Below are 21,123 nucleotides of genomic sequence, written 5' to 3' on the forward strand. Positions count from 1 at the left end.
TCAGATGAACAGATTTACATTCGCCTCTTCTGCCCGTTCGAGATAAGAAGCCACGCCGCCCAGTGTAACATTGTCCATCAGTTCTTCTTTTTGCACGCCCATGACATCCATGCTCATGGTGCAGGCAATCATTTCCACGCCATTGTCTATGGCTTGTTGGATCAGGCTTTCCAGGCTGTCGATTCGCTTTCGCTTCATGATGAGGCGCATCATCCAGCTACCGGCGCCTCCCATGTTCATTTTAGACAGTTTGAGTTTGCCACTGTGTGTCGGAAGCATCCAGCCGAACATCTTGCCGAAAATATCTTTGGTGACTGTTGGTTTATGCTGTTTCTTGATCACATTCAGTCCCCAAAAAGTAAAAAACATGGTTACTTTCTTGCCGGTCGAAGCCGCTCCATTGGCAATGACAAAGGACGCTAACGCCTTGTCCAGGTCGTCGCTGAAGACGATCAGTGTCTTGTTGTCGGCATTGTTCCGAGAAATCTCGCAAGAAGCTGTTTTCTCCTGTTTGCGGATGGTGGCGGCGACCACCCCGTTTTTGTTTTCCAACGCAACCAGCTCTGCACCTGTCATCTTGCACCAGGAAGTGACATCCTTGCCGAAAGCCTGGTCGGTGGCAGTTATCTGAAGTTGTTCGCCGATCTTCAACGCCTCGTAGTTCTTTTTCAATTGCATCACAGGTCCGGGACACATCAGTCCGCAAGCATCTACTTTCAACAGATTGATCTGGGAATCGGAGTTTCCATAGCTTGTGCTTTCCGGTATTTCCGGCTTGTGGGAAACGATCTCTTTTATCGGTGCGGTCGCTACGCTCCATGTTTTGTATCCTCCGGATAGGTTGCGCACATGCTTGAAGCCATTTTGTACCAAGATGCGATAGGCCAGGTAACCACGCAGTCCGACTGCACAGGTTACGACGATCGGTTTCTCCTTTGGCAGTTCGTCTAAATGTTCTCGCAATTCATCTACCGGTATGTTTATAAATCCGGGAATCGTGCCTAATTTATATTCGTCGTGTGTACGGACATCGATTCGAATCGTATCGGCCGGAAGTTCTGCGAGCTCGCGCCATTGGATGATCCGGGACTTTTTATTCAAAATATTTTCTGCAACGAATCCGGCCATATTCACGGGATCTTTAGCTGACGAATAGGGAGGTGCATAGGCATGTTCCAATTCCGCCAGGTCGTGGACTGTACCGCCTCGCTGTATCACTTGTGCCAGCATCTCGATACGTTTGTCTACACCGTTGAAGCCGACAATCTGGGCGCCTAACAATTTCCCGTTTTCCGGAGCGAACAATATTTTGATGGACAGGGGAACGGCTCCCGGATAATATCCGGCATGAGAGGCCCCATGTGTGTAGGAAGAGATATAGGGTATATTGTTCTGTTGTAATAACTTTGCATTCGCACCGGCTGCGGCAACTGTCAGGTCGAATACTTTCGCAATGGAAGTTCCGATTGATCCCGGATATTTCTTTTTGTTGCCGAATACGATATTGTCTGCCACGATGCGTCCCTGCTTGTTTGCCGGCCCTGCCAGCGGAATAAGGGCCGGCTGTCCGGTTACGAGATGGCGTACTTCGACTGCGTCGCCGAGGGCATATATATCGGCATCGGAAGTTTGCATATAATCGTTTACGGCGATGCCGCCCCGTTCTCCGATGGCGAGTCCCGCATCTTTTGCCAGTTTGGTTTCCGGGCGTACTCCGATGCTCAACAAAACCATGTCGGTAGCGATCTGTTTGCCGCTGCGGAGGTGTACGGTCACACCACCGTCTTTTTCTTCAAAGCGGCTGACACCATCTTCTAAGTGCAGTCCGACTCCCTTATCGGTTAGTTGTCGGTGCACGATTGCTGCCATCGAGAAGTCCAACGGAGCCATCACTTGGTTGGCCATTTCTACCACGTCGACCTGTATACCTAAGTCGTGCAGATTTTCCGCCATTTCCAGTCCGATAAAGCCTCCACCCACAACAATAGCACGTTTCGGATTTTCAGTATTGACATAATTTTTGATCGTATCGGTGTCCGGCACATTACGGAGCGTGAATATTTTCTTGCTTCCGATCCCTTCGATACCAGGCCGGAGCGGTTCGGCTCCCGGTGAAAGTACCAGTTTGTCGTATGTTTCGGTGTATGTCTCGCCTGTGGATAGGTTCTTGATTTCCACTTCTTTTTTATCCGGACGGATAGCGGTTACCTCCTGTTCCGTGCGAATGTCAATCCGGAAACGGTCTGTGAAACCTTTTGCTGTCTGTACGAACAGCTTTTCTCGGTTGTTGATCGTGTCACCGATATAATAAGGTAGGCCACAGTTTGCATACGATACATATTTTCCTCGTTCGAACAAGATGATATTGGCTTTTTCATCCATTCTGCGCAGACGTGCTGCAACGGTAGCTCCTCCGGCTACTCCTCCTATAATCAGGTAGTTCATGTTGTAAAAATATTATTTGTATTATACATATTTGTTAATGGACAATATTGGGATAAAAAAAGGTTCAACCTTTTTCCATACAAGTTTTCAGTTTCTCAAACAATCCGTCGAAACACAGTTCTGCATTCATCATCTGCTGTATTTTTTCTTTTCCGCCAGGAGTGAGGGAGAAGCACATCTGCCGTTTGTCGTTTTTGTTGATGTTGCGGCGGATATAACCTTTATTCTCTACGGCTGTGATCACTTTCGAAACGCGTGAGTTGGACAGACCTATATATTCGCAGATCATACCTGCGGATTTCGTTTCTCCGTCTTTCAGGCAGCAGAGTAACATGGCCTCATTGATCGTAATATCGTGTACCTCCGCAAAGGTTTTCTCGAACTGGTATAAAGCTTTGTATATATCTTTTATTGCACAAATTGATTCCATATTCTTATATGTTGTTGATGGGTACAAAGATATATAATATTTTCAATATAAATAATGTTTAGTGGAAAATATTTTGTCTGGTGATAAAAAGAGAGTGTGTTTTGTGGAATAAAAGGATGCATGCTATTATCTGAAAGCATGCATCCTTTTGAAATAATTTTTTGCCGGATGAGACAGAGTCTTGTTTGTTTAATCTCTGTTGGAGAAATATTTCATGAACTGCGAGCGTTCATACATCGCAGGATTGGAGATGTTGGCATAGTTTAGTTTGCCTTTAAACTGGTCAAGCGACTGATAATGCGCTTGGTGCATCCATTCTTCAATACAGGTAAGCACCTGTGAGATAATTTCTGCTCCATGTGTATAGACGGCGCTACACATCTGTATGGCGTCGGCTCCTGCAAGCAAGCATTTGATGACATCTTCCCAATCGTGCACTCCAGTAGAGGAAGCGATGCTGATTCCGGGTATCTTACCTGAAACGATTGCTGTCCAGCGAAGCGTGTCACTCAGGTCGGAATGGTTACTGAAAACGTTACCTGAGACAATTTGCATATTGTTGATGTCGATATCCGGTTGGTAAAAACGGTTGAAGAGGACGATTCCGTCCGCCCCGTTAACTGTCAGCGTATGGGCTACAGCTGGAATATTACCGACCATTTTGCTCATCTTGATCATGACAGGGATCGAAACAGTTTCTTTCACTTTACGAATAATGCTGACATACAAGTCACGCATGTTTTCACTGTTGTATGTGAGGTCTGTTTCCAAGAAGAACACGTTTAGTTCCAAGGCATCAGCACCTGCTAATTCGATCTGGCGGGCAAATTCGATCCATGCATCCGATTTATAGCAGTTGATACTTGCGATAACCGGAATGGTGCATAATTCTTTCGTCTTCTGGATCAGTTCCAGATAATCGTTTATCTGATTCGCCTTTACATAACCGCGTATGTAATCGGCTGCTTCGGGATAGTCCGAATCCTGCATCAGTATATCGCTTTGCATTTCAATCTGCTCTTCGAAGAGTGATTTCAGTACGATCGCACCTGCACCGGCTTTTTCAAATTCCTTGTTTCGTTCCGCGTTGTTTGTCAAACCGGAACTTCCGACGATAAGCGGGTTACGGAGTGTCAGTCCCGCATATTGTGTTTTAATGTCAATCATGTCAGATTCAATTATGTTCAACGATTACAAAAATAGAGAATTATTTTCTACCTTATCTGTTCTTGCTCTTTAAAATGGTTAAAACTCAATATTCCCGTTCTCCGAAAATGCTGGTTCCTATGCGTATCATCGTACTACCTTCGCGGATGGCGATCGGATAGTCGTGGCTCATTCCCATTGATAATTCGCAAAAATATTCGTCACCCTTGAATACCGAGTTTTTCAGTTCAGTGAAAAGTTCATGGATATTATGAAACTCATTTTTGATCAGAGATGTGTCGTCGGTGTTGGTCGCCATCCCCATTAGTCCGCATATCCGGATGTAGGGAAGGGCTTCGGGCAACAGATTGTATAGCAGTTCACGGCATTCGTCAGGACTGAAGCCGTGCTTGGCTTCTTCTTGCGCGATATGTATCTCCAACAGGACACGGATGATACGATCATGTTTAGCCGCTTGCTTGTTGACTTCCTGCAAAAGTTTTAACGAGTCGATACTGTGTATCGTGTGGATGAACGGGGCAATGTCTTTTACCTTGTTGCTTTGCAATGGGCCGATAAAATGCCATTCGATGTCACTGGGCAATACTTTTTGTTTAGCTGTCAATTCTTGGGCCCTGCTTTCACCAAATACACGTTGTCCCGCATTGTAGGCTTCCTGCAATGCCTCGACGGGATGGAACTTGGAGACCGCTACCAACGTGACACCTGCCGGCAGCGATGCTTTCAGTCTTGTTATATTTTCAGTGATGTTCATGCTTCTTTTGTTTCCGCCTGTTTTTTCTGTTCGGCAATCAGTTCTTCCTCTGATTTCTTTTCCGCAGGGACACTGTTGGCGTCAAAAGGAAAGACATCCATCAGTTGGGTTTCTGTAACGGAGGCGATGGTATAGTCGGCAAGCGTTCCCTTCATTCCGTCTTCCAATACGGCGATGGCATCTTTCAGGTTAGACGCCTGTGCCAGCATCTGTGCAGCTGTTTTCTTTTCGGCTCCGCTTTTTTCATCGAGGGTGATGAAGTAAACCTTGATCTTATAGAAACGGTCGCCATTTTCGTTGAAGAACAATTCTGACAAACGGGCGCGTTTGATGTCTGTTACAGTAAATTCCCCGGATACGAAGGGGCGGATTTCTTCGATGATGCGGGCTTCCGCTTCCGTGAACGACAGGGCGTCGACCAAATAGGGTTCCGTCACTTTCTTTTGTGCTCCATTCTCCATGATCTTCTCGAAGGAGACTTTGCATTCAAACCAGTTATGCATATATTTATATGTTTTATAATGTCTGTATTTTTATTTCAAACCAAGGTACAAATATAACGGCTATTCGGGAATTAAACAACCGGAACGGATTTCTTTGTCAATTATTGGATCGTAGTGAACTTTTTGCCACATGCTCCGGTTATATAAGCGTAGTGTGTTTTTTCATGGTATTAGATTTTTAGATTAGTAATAGGTTGTTTTGTCTGGTTCGAGAGGAATAGGACAAAAGTTCTAAAATATCAGAGCCGGAAGTGTAGGAATTCCCCATACATTCCGGCTCTTTTACGTTTCAAAACCCATCGTTTCTTCAATTTCAAGGCAACATGTGTCTTCCCCCTACTGCTTGTTTATAAGATTCGACGTATCTGTCAAAGGTAAAACAATTATTTTTTATTCTCTAATTTGTAGTATAATATTCAATAAAGATTTTGAAATAAAGGGAGCTAGAAAGGAAATGTGCAACTCGTGATTGGGTGAAAAGGGAAATATTCACTTTATCGGAGGAAAGAATAAAGCATACAAAACCTGCTGCACGCTGGTGGTACAGCGTGCAGAGGTATTGGATTATTTAGTATGCAGATCATCTTGCCCCGTCGGGCATGCCGTATTGACTGATAATAAATTACCTCAAAAACAATTTATTAAGGTTACATAGATTAACATTCAGACAATTAAGGCCATGAAGGTCCGATTACTTAATATATCTATATTTCCTCCAGTCCGGGAATGTGTTCCGCAGGAAATCACGCAGAGTCTGGCGGTTTACTCCGAATTTTTCGGCGATTTCGTTCATCGAGCATTTCTCATTGATCATTTTCTTGATGACATTTTCTTTTCCGGACAACCTGACCTGCATGGTCTTTTTGCCTTTCGGACGACCGAGTTTCGTGCCTTCCGCTTTTTTACGCGCAAGTGCTTCGCGGGTACGTTGTGAAATCAGATTGCGTTCGATTTCTGCACTTAGGCTAAAAGCGAAGGCCAGAATTTTACTATTGATATTATTCCCTAATTCATAGCGTTCTTTGACTGTAAGGACGATGATATCCCGTTCCATACATTGGTGAAGGAAGCTCATGACTTGCATCAAATTACGTCCAAGCCTTGATAGTTCTGTTGTTACAAGCGTGTCTCCTTTACGAATTTGTTTTAATAATCTGCCAAGTTGGCGATTCGATACACTTGTTGTTCCGCTGATTGTTTCGTCTACCCAACGTTCGATACGGAAACCTTTCGCTTTTGAATAGTTTTCAATCTCGAAGCGTTGATTTTCAGTACTTTGTTTATCCGTACTGACTCTTACATAACCGTATATCATACTATCTGAATATTAAATGAATAACTAAAGATACTTCAGAAATAGAAATGAAGGAGGGGATTAGTATTTACCAACTTTTTTTATTGTCGTGTGATTATAAGAGTGCATTCCCTCTACAAAGGTGGATATAATAATTTAAACGAAACAGCCTCTGAAAGTAAAAATTAAATTAAATTTTACGCAGTGAAAGGGGAAAGGAGTACATTTGCTGGAAAGAATAGTAGGATATGAAGAAATTATTGTCGCTGCCGCCTAACTTGGTTGGCAGTTTTCACGAGATAGCTAATGCCGATCCGGCAGACTGGTTTTGTACGTCTGATCCTATAGGTGCCCGTCTGGGATCGGGTGGAGGAACAACTTGGTTACTTGAGGCTTGCCGCCGGGATGACGATACTGCTGGAACGTTGTCGACAGGAGAATGGCTGGCGCGTGAAAAGCGGATTTTATTGCATGCCGGAGGGCAGAGCCGACGTTTACCGGGATATGCACCTTCGGGCAAGATATTGACACCGATTCCGGTGTTCCGGTGGGCGAGGGGACAGAAATTATCTCAGAACCTCCTTTCGCTTCAACTTCCGTTGTATGAGGAGATCATGCGCAAGGCGCCGGATTCGCTGCATACGCTGATTGCCAGTGGCGATGTTTATCTGCGTAACAGCGAGCCGTTGCAAGAGATTGCTGAGGCTGATGTTGTCTGTTATGGTTTGTGGGTGGATCCTGCACTCGCCACTCGCCACGGGGTCTTCGTGTCGGACCGCAAATCTCCTGACCAGCTCGATTTCATGCTTCAAAAGCCCACTCTCGATGAGTTGGGACGGCTGGCGGGGACGCATCTCTTCCTGATGGATATAGGTGTCTGGCTGCTCAGTGACCGGGCGGTGGAACTCCTGATGAAGCATTCCTACGAATCGGATGGGAAACAGATGAAGGAATATGACCTGTATTCTGAGTTTGGTCTTGCTCTTGGGGGGCATCCACGTATAACTGACGAAGAACTGAATGCGTTGACTGTCGCTATCTTACCTTTGCCGGGTGGTGAGTTTTATCATTATGGTACAAGCCGGGAGCTGATTTCCTCGACGCTGTCGGTGCAGAATCTTGTGCGCGACCAGCGGGCGATCATGCAGCGTAAGGTGAAACCACATCCTGCCATGTTTGTTCAGAATGCCGAAGTTTTTTGTTCGCTGACCTCTGATAATTCAGAACTGTGGGTCGAAAACAGTTTTGTCGGGAAACGATGGACGCTTGCCGATCGGCATGTGATTACGGGTGTTCCGGTGAACGATTGGGAGTTACACGTTCCTTCCGGTGTGTGCATTGATGTCGTGCCTGTCGGTGATGAAGGATGGGTGGCACGCCCGTATGGTTTCAATGATACTTTCAAAGGAAATACGGCGAATGAATCTACTCTCTTTATGGGGCGTGCCATAGTGGAATGGTCTGCGGAGAGGGGTATCAATTTGCCGGCCTGTGCCGACATACAGAATGCGGCCTTATTCCCTGTCTGCCGGAGTATGGACGAGTTGGGGGCTGTGTTACGTTGGATGGTATCTGAACCTTATCTGGATGAAGGACGCAAGGTGTGGGAAGTAGCTGAAAAGATGTCTGCAAACAGGCTTTCTGATTGTGCAAATCTCCGCCGCCTGTTTGCTCAGCGCGAAGCGTTCAGGAAGAAAAACTGGTCGATGCTTGCTGCCAATCATGACAAAAGTATTTTCTATCAGTTGGATCTGGCGGATGCTGCCTCCGAATTTGTTGCCGGAGGAATTATGTTGCCTAAGGGTTTACCAGCGGATGCTCCGCTGATGAAGCGTGTGCATGACCATATGTTTCGTGCCTGTGTGCTGCAACTTTCAGGAGATGAACGGGGCATGGTGGAACAGCAGCAGGCATTCTCGTTGTTGCGTGAAGGTTTGATCAATACGATTGCTGATGAGAAACAGATGCCTCGTCTTAATGTCTATCGCGATCAGATTGTTTGGGGGCGCAGTCCCGTGCGTATCGACTTGGCTGGAGGATGGACGGATACCCCCCCTTACTGCATGTATGCCGGTGGTAATGTCGTGAACGTGGCGATCGAGTTGAACGGTCAACCACCTTTGCAGGTTTATGTGAAACCGACTCGTGAGTTTCGTATCATTCTTCGTTCCATCGATATCGGGGCGATGGAGTGCATTTCGACTTGGGACGAACTGCGTGATTTCAACAAGGTCGGCTCTCCTTTCTCCATCCCGAAAGCGGCGTTGGCTTTGGCCGGGTTTATACCCGAATTCTCAGCAGGCTGCTATGTTTCGTTGGAAGAGCAACTGAAAGCATTCGGATGCGGGTTGGAAGTGACGTTGTTGGCTGCGATTCCTGCCGGTTCTGGCCTGGGAACCAGTTCGATTCTTGCGGCTACGGTATTGGGTGCATTGTCGGATTTTTGTGGCTTGGCGTGGGATAAGAACGAGATTGGTAACCGGACGCTGATCCTTGAGCAGTTGCTCACGACCGGAGGAGGCTGGCAAGATCAGTATGGAGGGGTGTTACATGGATTGAAACTATTGCAGACGGGTGAGGGTTTCCACCAGAATCCGTCGGTGCGCTGGCTTCCGGAATATCTTTTTACCGAACCGGAGTATCGTGTCTGCCACTTGCTTTACTACACGGGAATTACCCGTACGGCGAAGGATATTCTTGCTGAAATCGTACGTGGAATGTTCTTGAACAGTGGTTCCCATCTTCGTCTGCTTTCTGAAATGAAAGTGCATGCATTGGATATGTACGAGGCAATCCTTAGGGGTGATTTCGCTTCATACGGGCGATTGGTCGGTAAGAGTTGGGAACAAAACAAGGCACTTGATGCCGGGACAAATCCGCCTGCTGTGGAACGGCTCATTTCTCGCATCAAGGATTATGCATTAGGCTATAAACTTCCTGGTGCTGGCGGAGGTGGCTATCTTTATATCGTAGCCAAAGACCCGGAAGCCTCTTTGCAGATCCGCCGCCTTCTCACGGCAGATCCGCAGAATGACAATGCCCGTTTTGTCGAAATGAGCTTGTCGGATAAGGGATTGCAGGTGAGTAGATCGTAATCCGAAAATCGCAATCCGGATTCTGGATTGCGATTTTCGGATTACGTTTCAGATCTCGGCGACGGAGGGATTGCATATTCCTTGATGATCAGATATCCGCATCCCCCGATGAAAGCGAGGAAGATGAATGCTACCAAAATCAGTAATTTCTTGGGAGAGGAAGCTTTGAGAGGAACAGTTGCCGGTTCGATAATGGTGTAGACCGGTGTCTGTTCCTGTACTCGGAGTTTATCCTGTTCGAGCTTTTGCGCTAACGTGTTATATACATTGAACGTAAGAGTCATTTCGTTGCGTAAACGCTCTTGCTCGGTGCGGTAACTGGCGGAGATAATGTTCTTGTTACCGTCTTCAAAAGCTGCATAAGCCTGCTGTGCTTTGTAATAGGCACTGCGGGATTCTTTTAGCACTTTTTCTGTAAATTCCAGATCTTTCTTTGCTTTCTGCGTCCGGTAATGTGTGATATAGGTCTGTAACTTTATCACGATACTGTGCGCCACGTCTGCTGAGATCAGCGGGTCTTGCATGCTGACACCGAGAGTAACGACTTGTGTTTTTTTATCGACATAGACGGTGATGCGCTGGCGTAGGTTTTTCAGTACATCCTCTTGCTTGTGGGTGAGTTGGAAGGGATTGAGATCTCCATCGTTCTCTTCGTTACCGGAGAAGAACGAACGGAGGGCTGCTATTCCTTTTAGGGGCGCTTTCATAAGGATGCTCCACCAAGCGAAGCGCTGATGGCCGGCTATGTAATCATATAGAGTAGTCGTGTACTTTTTCTCCTTGTCGGTTACCTTTTCGGGAAAGAGCTCCAACAGAAAAGGTGTACTGTGCACAATATCAGGATAGAGGTTGGGTGACAAAGCATCCTGGCCGGAGGCTGAACCGAGGTCTATTCCTGCCATGGCTGCCAGTCCGCCGAGGTTGCTCATCTTGCTTGTGGCATCGGTGGTTTCGGGAGCCAGTTTCACCGTTGTGGTGAATTCTTTGGGTATGCTGAAAGCAATGATGAGTCCCGCCACTGTTGCAATTCCGCAGCATTTTATGAAGAAACGTCGTTTTTTCCACAGGTAGCCGGAGAGGGCGATCAAATCGATCTCCGATTGTGGAGACGATGGGGTATGATTGTTTTTGTCCATTTATTTACTTTAAAAGATTGATCATTGATGTTATCATTGCTGCCATTGAGGTGACGGAACTGCCGACACTCATGATTTCTGCCAGGCTTGCTCGGCGGTCGCGTTGTGTCTTGGCGGGGACTACGATTTCGCAGCCAGGCTCGACTTTGGGGTAACGTTTGAAGAAAATCATTTTACGTTGTGTGGTCGCCACTTTTCCGTTCATGTAGATAACGATGGGATATTTGCGGGCAATGTCGTTGTAGCCGCCAGCCTGTGAGAGACAGTCACGGACGTCCATTCCTTTTGTATAGGTCACACTGTTAGGATAGGTAACGGAACCGCTCACCTTCACCGTACTTTGCTGTTGGGGGATGTAAAGCACATCTCCGTCGCGTAACACTAGGTCGTCGGCACTTCCCGGATGGGCGAGCGCTTTTTGTAGGTCGATGCCTACGGGATACTCCTTCAGGTTGGCAAGCGAAACGGAGATCGAGTCACGACTTTGCTTGCTATTGTTACTCAATTGTAAGAGAGTTTCGATTTGGCGCAACTCATCTGTCGTCAGTTTACGTTTTAGACTGGCTCCCCGCACATAGGCGTCTGGAGTGATGCCGCCCGATTGTGCAATCAGTTCGCTTAAACGCGTATTCTTTTTCTTTAAAGTATAGTTGCCGGCAAAAGTAATCTCGCCTCCGACTTTCACTACTTGTTGCTTTTGGTAACCAGGTGAGAAACGGACGAATACTTCGTCGAATGGTTCGAGGGTGAAAAGCGTATCGCCGGAGGTTACTGCCAGTCCTTCGTCGAGGGTGAAGTTAAATGTCTCGGCTGTCTGGTTACTGCTCCGGGTGGCGGACGGATCTTTGAGCCGTCGTGCCACTTCTACGTTGATGATTGAGGCTGCTTCGCGCAGGCCGCCGGCGAGGACGATAACATCCTCTACTGTCAGATTCTTGCGGAAGGGCAATACGGTATCGGGAGCGTTGACTGCTCCGCTCACTTTGACGGTATAAGGTTCATGGAGGTCAAACAGGGAAGGGATATATAGTTGGTCCTCCTTCTGTAGTTCGATGTCAGGAACCTTCCCGTTCAAAATGTCTACAATATTGATGGCGATAACCGAACTGGTGAAGTCTGGGTTGAGCCTTGTGATCTGTGCGCGTCCTACAAATTCGTCTCCTTTAAGTCCCGAAGCCTGTTCTATCAATTGTTTGACAGTATGTACGTCCGGACTCAACTCATATTCGCCAGGACGCCAGACTGCACCGGAAATGATAATTCGGTTATCGTAGTAGGGGATGACTGAATCCACCATCAGCGAATCGCCGTCTTGCAGCACAAATGTTTGGAATTGTTCTTCGTTAACTGTGGCAATCTTGTAGCGGTCGCCGGCTTTGCGTTTCACTCGTATACTGCCAGTGTAGGCATCTCCTGTAAAACCACCTGCCATGTCGAGCAGGTCGGCAAGTGTCTCTCCTCGTCGAAGTTCGTATGTACGGTCTCTTTTCACTTTACCACCGGCGGTGACAAGCTGTTCGTAGGGACCGATAATGATCATGTCGTTGTCTTCCAGACGTATATTCGTTTCATATTTACCATTCAGCAGATAGTCGTATACATCGAGGCTGGCGATCTCTTTGCTGTTCCGGTATACTTTTATGTTTCTCAGTGATCCGATATCGTTTACTCCTCCTGCTGCATAAAGGGCGTTGAAAAGCGTGGCGAGAGATGAGAGTGTATAGGTCCCGGGTGCGACGGCTTCGCCGACAATATTGACTTTAATGCTGCGAATTTGCCCCAGTCCGACAGAAACGAATGTGTTAGGTTGACTGCCGTCAAGCGTTGCCATGATTTTACCCAATTCCTGCCGGATGCGATTCTCTGCCGCCTCGATAGTCAGTCCGCTTAGGGATACGGGACCGACATTGGGGATCAAGATCGTTCCGTCGGGAGAAATACTGAGTTTCAAGTTCAGTTCCGAATCTCCCCATACATTGATCAGCAACTCGTCTCCTGCTGATAGAACATAATTTTTAGGCGTCGGCATATTCAGATCCGGTTCGAATGTCAAATTCTTATCGGAAAAGATCTCACGCCCAAAAACAATATTTTCCAAAGGCTGCTTCGGTTTATGTTCGTCGCGTTGCTCCGTCAGTGGGAGTAGTGCTTGCTGAGTAGGATGGGAACGGTCGGATACGGTATTTTCTGTAGCAGGCTTAATGATTTGGTTGATACCGGTTTGTTCTGTCCTGTGTTTGGCTATTTCTCTTTGTATTTGTTCCTCTGTCATCCCGGCAGCACGGGCTTTATCAATTAATTCCTGTGGGATTTGTGCCTGTATGGCAATTGATATTAGCAGGAGCAGGAATCCAATGATACATTGTGGCAGATACCGTTGTCTTGTCCTTTGACGACCTAACGGCTTTCGATGGCATAATACAGCTTGTTTTTTGTCAAGATTTTTCATATTACTTTTTCTATTGTTTGAACGATTCGTTGGCTTGCAGTTCCGTCTCCATAGGGGTTTACTGCTTGGCTCATACGGTTATAATAGGTATTGTCATCCAGTAAGTGGGACACTTCAGTTACAATCCGGGCGTAATCTGTTCCTACTAACTTCACTGTCCCTGCGTCAAGTGCTTCCGGCCGTTCTGTTGTGTCACGCATGACAAGCACCGGTTTTCCCAAACCCGGAGCCTCTTCTTGTATGCCTCCGCTATCGGTTAGGACAAGTGTCGACTTCTCCATTAGATAGACGAAAGGAAGATACTCCAAAGGCTCTATAAAGAACAGGTTAGGGAGATAAGCATTTCCGAATATTTCGTGAATGGGCTTCCTTACATTTGGGTTCAAGTGCATAGGGTAGACAAAGTCTACCTCCGCATACTGCTCTGCCAGAGTCTTTATTGCCCGGCATATTTGGATAAATCCATCGCCGAAGTTTTCCCGGCGATGACCTGTTATTAAAACCAGTTTGCGGCTGTTTTGTTCGGCAAGTGGAGTTGTTTCATAACCTGCAGACATCAGTTCGGTGTCAAGTTGCTTAAGTAGGGTATTCATTTCTTCCGGCCAAGGACTGTAGATGTTGTGCGTGCGTAACCCTGCTTCTACATGACCGACCGGTATTTGTTGGTAGAAGGCCGCGAGTGCTGAAGCTGTCGAAGTTGTGGTATCTCCATGGACCAGGACGATATCTGGTTTCGCTTCCTGCAGAACTCCTCTCATTCCAGTCAGTACCCGGGCTGTTATATCGTATAGGTCCTGTCCTTGCCTCATTATGTTGAGATCGTAATCGGGTCGGATATTAAAAAGCTTTAGGACTTGGTCCAGCATTTTCCTGTGTTGTCCGGTAACACAGACGATGGTTTCAAATTTATTTTTTTTCTGTTGGAAAGCTTTTACTAATGGTGCCATTTTAATTGCTTCAGGACGGGTTCCGAAGACGAGCATTATTTTCTTCATGTTGTTTCTGTTTAGATTTTTCCAGTCTTGACCAGTATCAAGAATTTGATTAAATGTATTTGTCGTTTGATGCGCGAAGGTTGTTTCAATAGGCGGTATGCAAATTCGAGATTGTGCTTTATCCACCATTCGGGTGCTCGTTTCACGTTCCCTGTATAGACGTCGAAACTTCCTCCTAATCCTTGGTAAATTGCGGGATGTGCCTGATACATTTTTTCCATCAATAACTCTTGTTTGGGTGATCCCATTGCAACGAATATGACATCCGGCTGTTTTGTCTTGATGTCTTCGATCAGTTCTTCCTGTTCTGTCTCTGTTTGTATGTATCCGTTACGGTACCCCGTTATCTGTATTCCGGGAAAGTCTTCTTTCAATCGGGAGATGGTCTTCTCTATTACGGGCTGTTTACTCCCGACCAAGTAGAAGGTTTTTTCTTTTTGATACAGAGCTGTTATAATCTTCAACCACAGTTCGCATCCCGCGATCTTGACGGCATCCACGGCTCCGTGCTGCCGCACTGCCATAACTGCTCCTATGCCATCGCAATATCCAATATTCCTGTTCACAATATTTTGTATTTGCTCGTTCGCATGCAGTATCTTCTCCGCATTTATCGCTACTAATATCCCTTTATGTTCCTCCACATATTCCAGCAAACTGGAATCTGAGGGAAAGGGGTGGACTTTTATTCCGTTTAGTTGTATTCTGTTGTCGTTCATGATTGTTGCATTAATTGTCCGAATTTTTTGGTCTGAATACCTTCTTTGATTATTCTGGCAGGATTACCGGCTACGATGCAGTTGGCAGGTATATCTTTTGTAACGACAGATCCGCTTCCGACAATTACGTTATCGTTAACTTTTACTCCACACATGATGATCGCATTTACGCCAATAAAGCAACGTTTACCAATGTAGGTGTCGGCTTTAGCAGGTTTGGAAAAGTCATGAGCTAAAATAACAGCTCCAGATGCAATGAAGCTTTCTTCTCCAATGTGTACTCCTTTGGGATTACTTTTATCGAGTTTGGCACCAAATGAGAGTTTTGCGCTTTTATCAATATTCATTTGATAGATTCGTGTATAAATAAAATGCATCCCGAAGGTGATACAGTCTCTGATTATTTCTCTGATTTTTACTATCATAGTTGCTGTTTTAAACTGGTGATGTCAATCCATTTACTCATTTGATCTGTCAGTTCTGGGGTAATATTACTGATGACGTCTGGAGTAAAAGTCATTTCTCCAAAGATAGGGGATCCGTTGATAAGATATAAATCTACTCTAACGAAAGGAAAGGGTTCAGATAAACGTGAAGCAATTGATATCATTTCTTCTAATGCGCTTGGACGAGGAATTATATCTGATATCGGACAGCGAGAATTTACAAATTCAGGATAGGCATTCCAATCCATGTCATAAACCATAACCGAATAATTATGTGTGTTTTCTTCCCTGTCTGAATAAATAACGACATATTTAGGAACTCCATTAAAGCAAAAAAATTTGTAATCGATGAGTGATTGTTCGCTTTTTTTGTCTGCTCCATAAATTTTTCTGCAATAATAAGAGGTTCTATCTGTGTATAATGCAATTGTCCGGTTAATTCTCCATATGGAAATTTTAACCATTTATTTAATTTATGATTTGTCTCTTTTATATTTAGGATATTTTTATCCTTTACTATAATATTTGTTGCACAGCTATTTGTCGTTTTTAATACAAAGGATTTAGGCAATAGGCTATAGTCGATTTCTATAGCTGAATTGTATATACCATAAATTTTGTTTACATATTGTTCTCCGCATCTATCAATCACATATTCTCTTACTCTGTATTTGTCGGCTAATTTACTCCACATAGAAGTGTCAGAATAAAGTGATAGCCATAGAATTTTTTCCATAAATGACTGTGGCTTCTTTAAATTGGGGAACTTTTTATAATCTTTACAATATCTGATCTTCCAAATTATATTGGGAAATTTCTTTAATAGAGGGGAGAATGGAGTTGCAGCTTTTATAAGAACTGACTTGATAAAAATATTCATATGAATTTTTATTGATTAATATATGTTGAATTATAGATTGAATTTAGAAAAATGTAGTTCTATTTTTCTAATGATTGATATAGATGATCCAATTGTTTTTCTATTGCTGGAGGATAGAATTTTTCTGCTTTCTTTCCAGATTGATGTCCCATTTCTGAAAGATATTCTGGATGATCGATTAAAAATAGGATTGCTTCGTAAAGTTGTTTCTTATTTCCAGGTTCAATAAGAATACCGTTAACATTGTTTTCAACAAGATCTGTAATACCTCCAACTGGTGTTGCAATTATGGGCAGTTGGTAGGACATGGCTTCAAGAATGGATATACCAAATGATTCAAAAATAGAAGGATGGACAAATATGTCAGCAGTTCGGAATAATTTTTCTTTTCTTTCATTGTCTACCCATCCATGGTATTTGATAAAAGAAGAAAGTTGATGTTGCTGTATGAATTCATTCATAGTTTTTGTATCTCCTGTACCTCCAATATGGTAGATAATTTTGTTTTGCAACATTTCTTTGTTTTTCGCAAAACATTCTAATACATCAAATATTCCTTTTCTACTATCTATGGCTCCAATGAAAAGAAGATGGAGCTTTTGGTCGTTCTTTTTAATGGGACCAACACTGGGCTTATAGGTGACATTGGGAAGGAGAAAAATATTATTATTGAGTTTTTGTTCTTTTAAATAATCGATAAAATAATTAGAAACAGTCACCAATACATCTGCTTTATGGCAGACAAATCGAACAAAAGATCGGTGATTCTCGTAGAATTGTTCAAATTTTGCTCCATGTATATGTAAAATGACTTTTTTTCTGAAAACTTTAGCACAAAATACATAAATCGATTGACGATAAAAATCAGTAAATGATGCTGTATGTATATGCACAATTCGGATTGGCTTGAATATACAATAATAGCAACATCGTAATAAGGCAGATATGCTTAATGCTGTTTTCTTAAACAGATTTCCTTCTTGATGTGAAGCAATGAAATTAAATTTCTTGAACATCTTTGAATAAGATTGTATGAGGATTGCAATCCCTCCTTTGCCGTTTGTGTCAGTTCCTATAGTTAGGATATTTTTACTTTTATTGGATATCATGATTAAAATAAAGATGATTACTAATTACCCAGTAAACTCCTAACAGTGGAGCTAATTGAGTTGAAAAAAAAGCATGTCCTGCTGTATAGGCGATTCCTAACCATAGTATACTTCCTATACTTGTTATAAATGATAAAGAATTCCGACTTCTTTTTATAAAAAAAGGTCGGATGAACTGGAATACTAAAAAAAGTTGTGCAAGGATGATAAGCCCTCCCAGAACAAATCCGAAGGATAATATGATATCGTAAAAATCAGATTCTATATTTTTTACTTTTTCTTCTGGGTCGTATATGCTTGCTACAGCAAATCGTCCTCCTGAAATACCCTTACCCAAAAGAACCTCTGTTAAGTTGAATTCAGAAATAACTTGTTTACCGGTATTGATCAATTGCTCTCTTGATGATACTAACGAATTAGCTGAAAAGCGTTCAAGTGTAAAATTATCATATTGAATAATAGTTTCATATGTTATGATAGCAGAATATACGATAGCGATTGACATACAAAATATTATAAGTATCCGGGTTTGCCATCGGAGCCGAATAAGGCTGTCTTTGAAAAAAAAGAAATAGCCTAAGAAAAGTCCCCAATCTGTCAGAATTCCAATAATACCGACACGAGAACCGATAAGAATTGTTCCGACTGATGCAATAAATGTCAGTAAAAAATAAAATACATTCCGTTTGTAAAAGGAATACCAAATACAAAGTAATACAGCTAGAACCATATATACTCCCAATGCATTGCCGTCTGCGTAATATCCAGAGTATCCGAATCCAAATTTATCACTGTATGAAAGAATCCCGGTTTGTGTAATCATAGAGAATATATTAATTGCACCTATAAGTGAAGTTGTATAAACAACAAGTCTGATTAATTTCTCAAGGCTGAATATTTTACGGTAATAATAAAAATAAAAAAGGATGCAGAAGGTGTAGACAAACTTGAATAGATAGTCTATGTCCATTGCTGCATCTATATATTTTCCTGTAAAAGACCAAATAGCAAATGCCATTGAAATTAGGATTGTAATAATCCAAAATAAGAGAGTTAATAATGTGCTTAAATTTTTTAGTAAAAACTTCATAGTTAGGCATAATATGAATCCTCTAAAAGCTATTCCGATTGGTAAATGCACTCCTTTAAATTCCTGGATGTATCCATTTGCTGAGTCAAAAAAAATAGAAATGAAAAATAATATAAAAGGAAGTACTTGTATATAGAAGTTGTCTATGCTTATGGAGATAGGCTTAGCTATTGTAAATGTTTTCATATTCTTCCGTTATGTGTTTAATTGTAAACCTCTTGGCATTTGCAATGCCTCGTAAAATTAATTTTTCCCTATATTTATCATCTGAGATAAGTTTTTGAAATCCTTTTCTAATGGAGCTTACATCATAAGGATTGATATAGTGAGCTGTATTTGCTGCTATTTCTGGGATAGAAGTTATTTTACTGGTTAGTAAAACTCTTCCAGTAGCATTGGCCTCTATTATAGGCATTCCAAAACCTTCATATAAAGAAGGAAAACTGACGATGTCACATTCTTGGTATAATCTAATGATATTTTGAAAGGGAATATCCAAATAATTTTTATATTGGATATGATTCTTTTTTAATTGCTCTATATGTTCTTGTTTTAAAATCCCTACAATGATTAGTGTACAGGGTATATTGCGTAATGCTTTTATTGTGCGTAGCAGATTTTTGCGCATGCCTGTTCCAATATGGAGGATATGAGGATTTTCTTTTCGGAATTCTTTTGGGTGAAAATGAATAACTTCATTATAGGGATTATAGACAATGCTGATTTTATTTTTTACTCTTGGAGTTATCTGTTTGATTTCATTCGCTGTATATTGGGAAATACAGGTGATATGTTTGGCAAAATGATTAGGCAGAATGAACCAGAACCATTTTCTAATAAATCGCTTTAGGAAAGATGATGATTGTAATAGAGTTCCTGTATCATGCCAAGTGAGAATTACATTACCTTTTAAAAATAGAGAGATATAAGCTATTTCAGGTGAAAAAATGTGATTGATATCTCCTTGGTGTTTTTGAGCGAACCTAATATTTCGAATGATTCCTTTCCAGGTATTTCCGTGTTCAGGCAAAGTAATAACTTTTAATCCTGATATTCGGGATGCAAGCGAATATGCCAGTTCTTCTATACTGTTAAGTCCTGTCGACTTTTTACGTAAAAATAAGGCCTTTGAACACATTGTTATGATTTTGTAGTTTGAATGGTACGAATTGCTTTTTTGTAAATAAGAGAACGCTCAGCCGTCTTTAGTCCGACTGTCAATAGTACGATGGTGGTTGAACTTACAGTAATAATACATATAAGTATAAATCCGGTGAATGTGTCAGGAATATATTGGGACAGCCCTGTCGGAATAATAGCTGCAAGTATGAAGACTAAGAGACTTCGACCAATCACTTCTATGATGAAGTTGGAAATATGCATAGGTATTAATGCATTAAGTATCCATATTCGTGCTATTAAAGCAATGAGTTCTGTCAGGATAGATATATACATGACTGTATAAGGTGGATATCCGGATTTTAATACAATATAGGATATTGGTATATCCAGCAATGTAATCCCTAAAATTATGGTTTGAAATAGTTTTATTTTTCCTTTTGCTTGTATAGCAGTGGCTACAGGTCCAGTTATACTGTTTATTAAAGTTACAATCAATACCAATCGTAAAAACATGACAGTATATTCTGGTACAATACCTAGCCAAAGATGTAATATATAAGGAGTTTTGATAAGTACAGGTAATGTTAAATACAGTAAGAGGAAAAATGAATAACGGGAACTATTATGTACTAATACCATCATTGAATTTGTATCTCCCATTGCATATCGTTTAGTTATTTGCGGTTTCATTGCAATTTGGAAGTTTGATACAAAATTATAAATTCCGGCATTTACTTGATAGGCTACACCACGTGCAGCGTTTACTGCAGGTCCGAAAAATAGATTGATTAGTATATTTATTCCTTGCATTTTGAGTGAATATCCGATGTTACCTAAAAAGCTCCATCCGGCAAAGCTTAACATTTTATGTAGTAATTGTTTATCTATGTCATTTCGAAACTTACATTCTTTAAAATACTTTTTGCAATATAAAGTATACATGATGCTTATCAATAAAGTGACGAAAGACATTAAGATTGCATATAAAATTAGTTTATCTGACGCTGAGCCCTTCAACAAAAAAACAATCGCTAATTGTAATATAACTTCAAGTATACTTACATAGGCATATACTTTCATATGTTCATGGGCTACTATACTGGCATTATAGGGAACGCTGAATATTTTAATAATGAATGTCAGGATTGAGAATTGGAACACCCAATTTGCAGCAATTATTCTTGAAGTTGGTATATTCATTTTATGATTGAGAAACCATAGACCTACTGTTTCTGCTAATATAAGTAGGAAAAAAATAATAATCAGGTGAATGATAAGAGATGTGGAAAAAACTTTTTGCAGTTGTTGTCCATCATTTTTCCCTAATTCGTAGGTGAGAAACCGTTGAGAAACATCAATCATTCCCACATTTAGAAACTGGAACATTAATACAATGCCACCTACTACGTTGTATATGCCATAATCATCAATTCCCAAAACATTTAAAACGACTCTGGATGTGTAAAGTGATACTAATAGGATGACTAGT

At 42.4% G+C, this 21,123-nt stretch carries 18 protein-coding genes; 1 reads left to right on the plus strand and 17 read right to left on the minus strand.

The genetic code is table 11. The annotated features are described in order from the left end of the window. From NQ542_RS01395 to NQ542_RS01420, 6 genes are all read right to left on the minus strand, one after another. Entirely contained in the window at window positions 1–2,445 is a 2,445-nt protein-coding gene (locus tag NQ542_RS01395; protein ID WP_005641064.1) for an FAD-dependent oxidoreductase, read from the minus strand. Between the two features lie 64 nt (window positions 2,446–2,509). After that, window positions 2,510–2,875, minus strand: a complete 366-nt coding sequence (locus NQ542_RS01400) for a MarR family winged helix-turn-helix transcriptional regulator (RefSeq protein ID WP_005641062.1) — start codon at window positions 2,873–2,875, stop codon at window positions 2,510–2,512. A gap of 189 nt (window positions 2,876–3,064) precedes the next feature. Continuing rightward, entirely contained in the window at window positions 3,065–4,042 is a 978-nt protein-coding gene (locus tag NQ542_RS01405; RefSeq protein WP_005641059.1) for a dihydroorotate dehydrogenase-like protein, read from the minus strand. Window positions 4,043–4,127: 85 nt separating this feature from the next. After that, the gene (locus NQ542_RS01410) at window positions 4,128–4,796 is read right to left on the minus strand and encodes a YggS family pyridoxal phosphate-dependent enzyme (protein ID WP_005641057.1); all 669 of its coding nucleotides are present in this window, start codon (window positions 4,794–4,796) and stop codon (window positions 4,128–4,130) included. Next, window positions 4,793–5,299: a DUF4494 domain-containing protein gene (locus NQ542_RS01415; RefSeq protein WP_005641055.1), complete on the minus strand. Its 507-nt coding sequence runs from the start codon at window positions 5,297–5,299 to the stop codon at window positions 4,793–4,795. Before NQ542_RS01415 ends, NQ542_RS01410 begins: the two co-directional genes overlap by 4 nt. Before the next feature lie 691 nt (window positions 5,300–5,990). Further along, window positions 5,991–6,614: a master DNA invertase Mpi family serine-type recombinase gene (locus NQ542_RS01420; RefSeq protein WP_005641044.1), complete on the minus strand. Its 624-nt coding sequence runs from the start codon at window positions 6,612–6,614 to the stop codon at window positions 5,991–5,993. 227 nt (window positions 6,615–6,841) lie between these two features. Here NQ542_RS01420 and NQ542_RS01425 point away from each other — a divergent pair, with 227 nt between their 5' ends. Further along, a complete protein-coding gene (locus NQ542_RS01425) occupies window positions 6,842–9,688 on the plus strand; it encodes a bifunctional fucokinase/fucose-1-phosphate guanylyltransferase (RefSeq protein ID WP_005641043.1) in 2,847 nt (948 codons plus the stop codon). A 41-nt stretch (window positions 9,689–9,729) separates the two neighbouring features. Here NQ542_RS01425 and NQ542_RS01430 read toward each other — a convergent pair whose 3' ends face one another. Genes NQ542_RS01430 through NQ542_RS01480 form a run of 11 tightly spaced genes read right to left on the minus strand, consistent with a single transcriptional unit; the run spans window position 9,730 to window position 21,071 of the window. After that, window positions 9,730–10,824, minus strand: a complete 1,095-nt coding sequence (locus NQ542_RS01430; protein WP_005641042.1) for a Wzz/FepE/Etk N-terminal domain-containing protein — start codon at window positions 10,822–10,824, stop codon at window positions 9,730–9,732. Window positions 10,825–10,828: 4 nt separating this feature from the next. Then, complete coding sequence (locus NQ542_RS01435) at window positions 10,829–13,273, minus strand: SLBB domain-containing protein (RefSeq protein WP_005641041.1); 2,445 nt, start codon at window positions 13,271–13,273, stop codon at window positions 10,829–10,831. Beyond that, complete coding sequence (gene wecB, locus NQ542_RS01440) at window positions 13,270–14,268, minus strand: non-hydrolyzing UDP-N-acetylglucosamine 2-epimerase (RefSeq protein WP_005641040.1); 999 nt, start codon at window positions 14,266–14,268, stop codon at window positions 13,270–13,272. The genes NQ542_RS01435 and wecB overlap by 4 nt, the downstream gene beginning before the upstream one ends. An 11-nt stretch (window positions 14,269–14,279) precedes the next feature. Further along, window positions 14,280–14,987, minus strand: coding sequence for a WecB/TagA/CpsF family glycosyltransferase (locus NQ542_RS01445; RefSeq protein WP_005641038.1), 708 nt, complete (start codon window positions 14,985–14,987; stop codon window positions 14,280–14,282). Further along, window positions 14,984–15,412, minus strand: a complete 429-nt coding sequence (locus tag NQ542_RS01450; RefSeq protein ID WP_005641036.1) for an acyltransferase — start codon at window positions 15,410–15,412, stop codon at window positions 14,984–14,986. Before NQ542_RS01450 ends, NQ542_RS01445 begins: the two co-directional genes overlap by 4 nt. Further along, a complete protein-coding gene (locus NQ542_RS01455; RefSeq protein ID WP_394800264.1) occupies window positions 15,409–15,735 on the minus strand; it encodes an ATP-grasp fold amidoligase family protein in 327 nt (108 codons plus the stop codon). Before NQ542_RS01455 ends, NQ542_RS01450 begins: the two co-directional genes overlap by 4 nt. Continuing rightward, window positions 15,651–16,313 (minus strand): ATP-grasp fold amidoligase family protein, encoded by a 663-nt coding sequence (locus NQ542_RS17800; protein WP_005641034.1) that lies wholly within the window; start codon window positions 16,311–16,313, stop codon window positions 15,651–15,653. Before NQ542_RS17800 ends, NQ542_RS01455 begins: the two co-directional genes overlap by 85 nt. A gap of 59 nt (window positions 16,314–16,372) precedes the next feature. Next, complete coding sequence (locus NQ542_RS01465; RefSeq protein WP_005641033.1) at window positions 16,373–17,422, minus strand: glycosyltransferase family 4 protein; 1,050 nt, start codon at window positions 17,420–17,422, stop codon at window positions 16,373–16,375. Further along, window positions 17,409–18,698, minus strand: a complete 1,290-nt coding sequence (locus NQ542_RS01470) for an O-antigen ligase family protein (RefSeq protein WP_005641032.1) — start codon at window positions 18,696–18,698, stop codon at window positions 17,409–17,411. The genes NQ542_RS01465 and NQ542_RS01470 overlap by 14 nt, the downstream gene beginning before the upstream one ends. Next, complete coding sequence (locus NQ542_RS01475; RefSeq protein ID WP_005641031.1) at window positions 18,676–19,650, minus strand: glycosyltransferase family 4 protein; 975 nt, start codon at window positions 19,648–19,650, stop codon at window positions 18,676–18,678. The genes NQ542_RS01470 and NQ542_RS01475 overlap by 23 nt, the downstream gene beginning before the upstream one ends. A 2-nt stretch (window positions 19,651–19,652) precedes the next feature. Then, window positions 19,653–21,071: a lipopolysaccharide biosynthesis protein gene (locus NQ542_RS01480; protein WP_227945706.1), complete on the minus strand. Its 1,419-nt coding sequence runs from the start codon at window positions 21,069–21,071 to the stop codon at window positions 19,653–19,655. Window positions 21,072–21,123 lie beyond the last annotated feature (52 nt).

Origin of the sequence: Parabacteroides merdae ATCC 43184 (assembly GCF_025151215.1) — a bacterium.
Lineage (GTDB): Bacteria > Bacteroidota > Bacteroidia > Bacteroidales > Tannerellaceae > Parabacteroides > Parabacteroides merdae.